General features: G+C 67.2%; 9 protein-coding genes. 2 read left to right on the plus strand and 7 right to left on the minus strand.

Translation table 11 applies throughout. The annotated features are described in order from the left end of the window. Positions 1-232: 232 nt before the first annotated feature. Positions 233-1,384 (plus strand): acyltransferase family protein, encoded by a 1,152-nt coding sequence (locus RT662_RS03805; protein WP_313669301.1) that lies wholly within the window; start codon positions 233-235, stop codon positions 1,382-1,384. Here the strand turns inward: RT662_RS03805 and RT662_RS03810 are convergent. Further along, on the minus strand, positions 1,347-1,859 hold the full coding sequence (locus RT662_RS03810; RefSeq protein WP_313669302.1) for a methylated-DNA--[protein]-cysteine S-methyltransferase: 513 nt from the start codon (positions 1,857-1,859) through the stop codon (positions 1,347-1,349). The two genes, RT662_RS03805 and RT662_RS03810, sit on opposite strands and share 38 nt — an antisense overlap. Before the next feature lie 157 nt (positions 1,860-2,016). Further along, positions 2,017-3,504 carry a Do family serine endopeptidase gene (locus tag RT662_RS03815; RefSeq protein WP_313669303.1) on the minus strand — a complete coding sequence of 496 codons (1,488 nt, stop codon included), beginning with the start codon at positions 3,502-3,504 and terminating at the stop codon, positions 2,017-2,019. Positions 3,505-3,578: 74 nt separating this feature from the next. Here RT662_RS03815 and RT662_RS03820 point away from each other — a divergent pair, with 74 nt between their 5' ends. Next, positions 3,579-4,193 carry a glutathione S-transferase family protein gene (locus tag RT662_RS03820; RefSeq protein WP_313669305.1) on the plus strand — a complete coding sequence of 205 codons (615 nt, stop codon included), beginning with the start codon at positions 3,579-3,581 and terminating at the stop codon, positions 4,191-4,193. On the opposite strand, the gene RT662_RS03825 is transcribed toward RT662_RS03820, so the two are convergent. The 5 genes from RT662_RS03825 to RT662_RS03845 form a co-directional block, all read right to left on the minus strand. Continuing rightward, positions 4,190-4,489, minus strand: a complete 300-nt coding sequence (locus RT662_RS03825) for a DUF952 domain-containing protein (RefSeq protein ID WP_313669306.1) — start codon at positions 4,487-4,489, stop codon at positions 4,190-4,192. The genes RT662_RS03820 and RT662_RS03825 overlap by 4 nt on opposite strands. Beyond that, a complete protein-coding gene (locus RT662_RS03830) occupies positions 4,486-5,388 on the minus strand; it encodes a peptidylprolyl isomerase (RefSeq protein ID WP_313669308.1) in 903 nt (300 codons plus the stop codon). Before RT662_RS03830 ends, RT662_RS03825 begins: the two co-directional genes overlap by 4 nt. Continuing rightward, on the minus strand, positions 5,388-5,750 hold the full coding sequence (gene msrB, locus RT662_RS03835; RefSeq protein ID WP_313669310.1) for a peptide-methionine (R)-S-oxide reductase MsrB: 363 nt from the start codon (positions 5,748-5,750) through the stop codon (positions 5,388-5,390). Before msrB ends, RT662_RS03830 begins: the two co-directional genes overlap by 1 nt. Next, positions 5,750-6,217 (minus strand): Holliday junction resolvase RuvX, encoded by a 468-nt coding sequence (gene ruvX, locus RT662_RS03840; RefSeq protein ID WP_313669314.1) that lies wholly within the window; start codon positions 6,215-6,217, stop codon positions 5,750-5,752. Before ruvX ends, msrB begins: the two co-directional genes overlap by 1 nt. A gap of 8 nt (positions 6,218-6,225) precedes the next feature. Beyond that, the coding region (locus tag RT662_RS03845) for a DUF3089 domain-containing protein (RefSeq protein WP_313669312.1) at positions 6,226-7,133 on the minus strand (908 nt) is incomplete at its 5' end.

Here is a 7,133-nt window from a genome sequence, read left to right on the forward strand (position 1 = left end):
CGGCTGCCAGTCGGGCAGTTCCGGGTTCTGATCGGCGAGGGACGCGGCATCGACCACGCCCTTGGCCAACAGCAGCGCCGCCACCACGGCGGCGGCCCACCACGGGGCGCGACCGCCTGTCCCTGATCCGGTGCCGTTCGTCCCCACCTGCCTGCCGCTCGTCCCCGCCCTGTGTCCGGCCATCACTTCACCGCTGAACGCCCGGCAATGCAAGGGCATGGCTGGCGACATGATGAACCGCCAAGCCTCCAGCACACGCCGCCACGATCTCGATTGGCTGCGAATCGCCGCCTTCGCACTGCTGATCCTCTATCACGCCGGCATGGCCTTCGTGGCGTGGGATTGGCACATCAAGCTGGCCCGGCTCGATTGGCTGGAACCGGTGATGCTGTTCACCAACGCCTGGCGGTTGCTGCTGCTGTTCCTCATCTCTGGCATCGCGTCGGCCGCGATGCTGGCCAAGGCCGAGGCCGGCTTTCTCGCCAGCCGCAGCAAGCGCCTGCTGCTGCCGTTGCTGCTGGGCGTGGTGCTGATCGTGCCGCCGCAGCCGTGGGTGGAGGTGCAGGTGAAGGGTGCGTGGAGCGGCGACTATCTCGCCTTCTGGCAGAGCGAATATTTCGGCTTTTCCGACCGCCTGGGCCTGATCCTGCCGACATGGAACCATCTTTGGTTCGTCGTCTATCTGTGGGCCTACACGGTGCTGCTGGCGCTGCTGCCGGCGGCGGCGCGGGCGGGGCTGGCGCGGGGCGTTTCCCATTTGCTGGCGGGCAACCGCCTGTTGTGGCTGCCGATGATGGCCATCGCCGCCATCCGCATCGGCCTCGCCGATCGTTTCCCGGAATCCCATGATCTGGTCAGCGATTGGTGCATGCACTGGGTCTATGGCGGCAGCTTCTTCATCGGCGTGGCGATGGGCACGGCCGGGCCGCTGTGGACGGGCGTGGCACGCCTGTGGCGGGTGGGCCTGGTGCTGGGTGTGATCGGCTGGGCCGTCGTCGCTTGGATCAACAGCCAGCCCGGCGATCCGGACGGGTCGCTGCTCATCCTCAGCCGCGCGGCCCGTGCCGTGCAGGCCTGGGGCATGATCATCGGCCTGCTGGGCGCGGCGCAGCGCTGGCTGGCCTTTGATCACCCGTGGCGCCAACCGCTGGCCGAAGCCGTGTTCCCGGCCTATCTGATCCACCAGACGATCATCGTGCTGGCCGCTTGGTGGCTGCTGCCCTTGCAGGTGCCATTGGCCACGCAGGCCGTGCTGCTGATCAGCACCACCATCATCGGTACGACCGCCTTCTGCCTGATCACGGCGCGGATTGGTTGGCTGCGGCCGTTGGTGGGCTATGGCCCGGTCAAGCCAGCAGCGGTGCCAGCGCCCCTTCGTGCCTGAGCAGCCAGGCCTTGCGCTCCACCCCGCCGGCATAGCCGGTGAGCGCGCCGCCTGAACCGATCACGCGGTGGCAGGGTACGACGATGCCAATGGGGTTGGCACCGTTGGCAAGGCCAATGGCGCGGCTGGCGGTGGGCTGGCCGATGGCGGCGGCGTGTTGGCCGTAACTGCGGGTTTCGCCAGCCGGGATGGCGCGCAGCGCGGCCCACACCTTGCGCTGAAAGTCGCTGCCGATGCGGGCGACCGGCACGGCATCGAGCGCCGTCACATCGCCAGCGAAATAGGCAGTCAGCGCGGCGGCGAGTGCGGTTGGAGCCGGGCATTCCACCACCGCAGCGCCAGGATGGTGGCGGGCGAACAGGCGCTGCAGCCGGTCCACATAATCGGCGAAATCAAGCGCGTGCAGCGTGCCGTCCTGCGCGGTGATGGCAAGGAGTTCGCCCAACGGGCTGGGCAGGCGGGAGAGCGTGAACATGGTGGGAGGTCCGTTCCAATAAGTGCCCGTCATGCTGGCGCAGGCCAGCATCCACCTCAAAGCAAGGGCCACGCCCCACGATGAATGCTGGCCTTCGCCAGCATGACGCATGCCTGGCTACAGCGCTTCACCCTCTACCGCTGGCGGAAATCCGCCATCATGTCCGGCAGCTGATGCCCCCGGCATTGTTCACCCCGCATTCGGCGCGCTGTTCCCCGATGGCAAAGCGCACCAGCAAGGCGCCGGCGTTCGAAAGCCGCACCACATCTGCCACCGAACGCACCGGCTGGCCGCCCACGCTTTCCAGCAGGGCGCCGGGGCGCAGGAAGCGTGCGGCGGGCGCATTGGCCTCGATCGCCACCACCACCACGCCCTGTTCGGGCAGGCCGGCGCCGAGTTCCTGGGCATAGGCCGGCGACAGGTTGGCGACCGTCACGCCGTTTAGGATGGAACGGCTGGCCAGGCGCGTGATGCTGCGCGGCGGATTTTCCGGCGGCGGCGCCAGCGTCACCGGCACCTGCCGTTCCGCACCATCGCGCCACAACCGCATGTTCAGCGTGGTGCCAACGCCTTCGGTGGCCAGCGAATAACGCAGCTGGCCACCGTTGGCGACTTCTTTGCCATCCACACTTTTCAGCACGTCGCCGGCCTTCACGCCGGCCTTGTCGCCCGGGCTGCCGGTCACCACGCCGGTCACCAGCAGGCCGCCGGGGCGATCGAGACCAAGCTGCTTCGCCGTATCGGCGGTCAGCGCTTCGCCCTCCACCCCGATCCAGCCGGAAACCAGCTTGCCCTTGTCGGCCGCGTTCAGGAACACGCGCACCATCTTCGATGGAATGGCAAAACCGATGCCGTTGGAACCACCGCCGCGGCTGAAGATGGCTGTTGGCACGCCGATCAGCCGCCCTTGCGAATCCAGCAGCGCGCCGCCCGAATTGCCGGGGTTGATGGCCGCGTCCGTCTGGATGAAGAACTGCCAATCGGAAACGCCGATGCCGGTGCGGGCCAGCGCCGAAACGATGCCGGTCGTCACCGTCTGGCCAACGCCGAACGGGTTGCCGATCGCCACCGTCACGTCACCCACTTCCACCCGGTCGCTATCGGCCATGCGGATCACCGGCAGCACGGCGCCTTCGGTTTCGACCTTCAGCAGCGCGAGATCGAGGCGGGGATCGGCAAAGAGGATCTTGGCCTTGAATTCGCGCCGGTCGGCCAGCGCGACCAAGATCTGGTCAGCGCCTTCCACCACGTGGTTGTTGGTGATGATCAGGCCATCGGCGCCAACGATCACGCCCGATCCCAGCGATTGCGAGACGCGCGGCTGCACCGGGGCGCCGCCGAAGAAGCGCTGGATGAACTCCTCGTTCATGCTGCGCGGGCGGCGATCAACCGTGGCGGTGTAGATGTTGACGACCGCCGGCGCGGCGGATTTGACCACCGGCGCGAAGCTGAGGGCCACCTGGCCGGATTCCGGCACGGCGCGCGGGACGTCGGTCGTGTCCATCGGCGGAATCTGCGCCGCGACATGGCCAATGTCTGACAGTCGGGCAACGCCCACCGCCAACCCGACACCCGCCGCCGCGCCCACAAGCACGCCGCCCGCCAATTTCAGCCTGTCCATCATGAGAGCGAATATCCTGTTCATAATGCCGAGATTGCTGCGTGAAGTTTAAGCAGCCATGAATATGGGGAGCCATTTGGCTTTGCGAAGGGGCACATATGTTGAAACTCTGGCACTGCCGCGATGCGCGCAGCTTCCGGGCGCTGTGGGCGCTGGAGGAACTGGGCCTACCCTATGAGCTGGTACTGCTGCCCTTCCCGCCGCGCTGGCTGGAGCCGAGCTTCCTGGAACTCAACCCGCTCGGCACCATCCCCTTCTTCACCGATGGGGAGGTGAAGATGACGGAAAGCGCCGCCATCTGCCAATATCTGGCCGACAAGGCACAGCGTTTGCGGGTGCTGCCGGGCGATCCGCGTTACGGCGATTACCTGAATTTCCTGCACCAGTCCGACGCGACACTCACCTTCCCGCAGACGCTGGTGCTGCGTTACACGCTCCTCGAAAAGCCGGAAAATCGCAATCCCAAGGTGGCGAGCGATTATCGCCGCTGGTTCATCGCCCGCACCATCTGGGCCGAACGCGCGCTGTCTGATGGCCGGCCGTGGCTGTGCGGGGAGGATTTCACCGTCGCCGATATCGCGGTCGCCTATGCGCTGCTGCTGGCGGGCAATCTGGGGCATCTCGGCGAAGTCGGGCCGCACCTGCTGTCCTACTGGGAACGAGCCCAAGCCCGCGAGGGTTTCCAGCGCGCCAAGGCAGCGCAGAAGGCCTAGGCCGCGCGCACCTCAATCACCTCGTCCAGCCGCAGCGGGCGATAAAGGTGGGGGAACAATTGCCCACCGCGGCTTTCCTCCCACTTCAGCGCCGCGCCCAGCGCATCGGCATCCAGCGTCAGCGCCATCACGCCCACATCGCCAGCAAACCATTTGGTCAGCGTGCCGGGCGCCTGTTCGGGCGTGGAGATGTGGATATAGCCATCACGCAGATCGTCTGCCGATCCAGCGAACACGCCGTCGGCCTGAAACTGCGCCCACTCGCCCGCCCGCAACAGCTTGATGATGGGCGTCATTTCACTTCACGCACCGGTACCTTCAGCGTGCACAGATCGGCAGCGCCCGCCTGGCGGACGAAGAAGCCGGTGCGGTTGGCGCGGGCCTGCACCACCTGGGCAAAGCTGGGGCTGGCCGTGTCCATCATCTGCCAGCGCGGAAAGCCGGGGATCTGGCTGGCCAAGCGTACGCGGGTGATCTTGGTGCGCTGGCGCTCATCCTTGTAGAAACCCAGCGCCTCGCTGCCGCGCGGCAGGGCGGCGTGCGGTTCGATGCCGGCCAGCACGCGGCCAACATTGGCGATGTTGCGATCAAGATGGCGCGGGCCATGGCCGATCACAGCATAGAGCTCGGCGCCGTCGCCGGTATCCGGCGGCATGTCGCGGCCCACGCCCACCGTGCCGTAACAATGTGCCAGCCACACTGTGCCAGTGCTGGTATCGCGCGCCGCCTGCCAACCTGACACAAAGCCGGCTTCGGCATAGGTGTCCTTGAACGGCGACGGGGTGAAGGCGACATCGGCCAGCGGGCGCTCATATTCCGCCGGCAGATGCTCGGGCCGCACGCGCTGTTCGCGCACATCGGGCGGCTGGCTCACCGGCTCCTTGCCACTCTCCGGCCTGGCGGCCCATTGAACGACATAATTATCCTGGACCCGCACGATACGGCCATCATCAAAGCGGCCGGCACGCACCAGTTTCTGGATGGCCGCCACATGCATGGGCGCGAACTGCGGCGCCAGCTGGATCACCATGCGGCCGGCGGCGCTGTCCATCACCATGATCGCATCGGGATTGATGTCGAGCCAGTGGCTGGCCGGCGCGTTGGCGGCAATGTCATCAGCGGACGTGTTGACCAAGGACGGCGGCGGCGCTTGCGCCAGCAGCAGTGGCGCCGCGAGGAGGAGCAGCTTGCGCATCAGGCGTCCTCCGCCTGAAAATCCAGGGCCAGCCCGTTGATGCAGTGGCGCAGGCCCGTCGGCGGCGGCCCATCGGGAAACACATGGCCCAGATGCCCGCCGCAGCCGGCGCAATGCACTTCGGTGCGCACCATGCCGTGACTCACGTCGGTCTTGGTGCCCACTGCGCCTTCGGCCGCGTCGTAAAAGCTCGGCCAGCCGGAGCCGGAGTTGTACTTGGTGCCTGACCGGTAGAGCAGCGCACCACAGCCGGCGCAGTGATAGTCGCCAGTACGCTTTTCATCGTTCAGCGGCGAGGTGAATGGCCGTTCGGTGGCATGTTCGAACAGCACGGCGCGGGCTTCGGGGCTAAGGCAGCTCATCACACTCTCCAACGGGCAAGGGCATCGATTGCGCCTTGCAGGATATAGCTCGCCGCCAGCCTGTCCACCCGCTCCGAACGCCGGGCGCGTGACAAATCCTCGGCGATCATGGCGCGCTCCACGGCGGCGGTGGACCAGCGTTCATCCCACAGCAGCAACGGCAGGCCCAGCACGGCAACATTGCGCGCAAACGCCCGCACCGATTGGGTACGCGAACTGTCGGTGCCATCCATGTTCAAAGGCAGGCCGATCACCAGCCCCACCAGCCGCTCCTTGCCCACCCAGACCTTCAGTTCGGCCAGATCGGCGGCGAACTTGGTACGGGCGATGGTGTGGGCCGGGCTGGCGAAACTCCAGCTGGCGTCGCAGGTGGCAAGGCCAATGGTCTTGGTGCCCACGTCCAGCCCGCCCAGCCGGCCAGCATCGGGCAGCACGGCCGCATAATCCGGCGCAGAGGCCGTGATCAGGGGTGGGATCAGCGTTCCGCTTTCCACGCCGCCACCCGCGCCGCCGCATCCAGGCGCACGGCCTGCCAGAACAGCGGATAATCGAACACGTGGAAATTGTTGCCGGGCAGCACAAACGCCGGATAGCCCGTGGGCGCTTCACCGATCAGCAGCAGGCCGCGGGCATCACAGCGCGCCGGCACGCCGGGTATCACCAGCTTGCCGGCAGTGAGCGTCGCTGATGGCACCAGGCTGCCGGGGTTGGCACTGGCCGGCGCCGCATCGCCAATGCTGCCGGTCAGGGGATTGCTGCACAGCATCGCCGTGCCCACCCTGGGGCTGCCCGCAAGGCCGGTACCGGCATAATAGACATCCAGAATGGCAGACGCGTCGGCTGGCTCGGCAAAGCTCTGCCAGCTCATCAGGCAGCGCGCCTGTTCGCGCCGTTCGCAGGCCCGCAGGCCCAGCGCCGGCAGATCGGCACTCACCGACACCGGCCAGCCCACCGCATAGGCCGCCACAACGCGGGCGGCGAGCGGCGTGCCCGCCACTTCCTCCTTCAACAGGCGCAGCAGGTGCAACGCGCCCTGGCTGTGACCGGCGAGGACGATCGGCGCGCCCGGCGCTTGCGCTTCAAGGAAGCGCGCGAACGCGGCCTTCACATCGGCATAGGCCAGATCCTGTGCCGCCTGGGCATTGGCGCGGGTTTCGGGCGTGTTGGCAAGGAAACTGCCCAGCACCGCCTGGCGGTAATGCGGCGCCCACAACGGGCCGGCCGCGGCCAGCGCGCTGGCTTCGGTGCGCAAGAAGTCCGCCAGCCGCAGCGCCGTGGCCGTATCGCTGGAGCGTCCGTTCCACTTGCCATTGCTGAAGGCAGCCGTGGGCGGAATGAACAACACCGGCACATCACCCTTGGCCACGGCGGGCGCCGCTTCCG

The sequence above is a fragment of the Sandarakinorhabdus sp. genome, from assembly GCF_032115815.1.
Lineage (GTDB): Bacteria > Pseudomonadota > Alphaproteobacteria > Sphingomonadales > Sphingomonadaceae > Sandarakinorhabdus.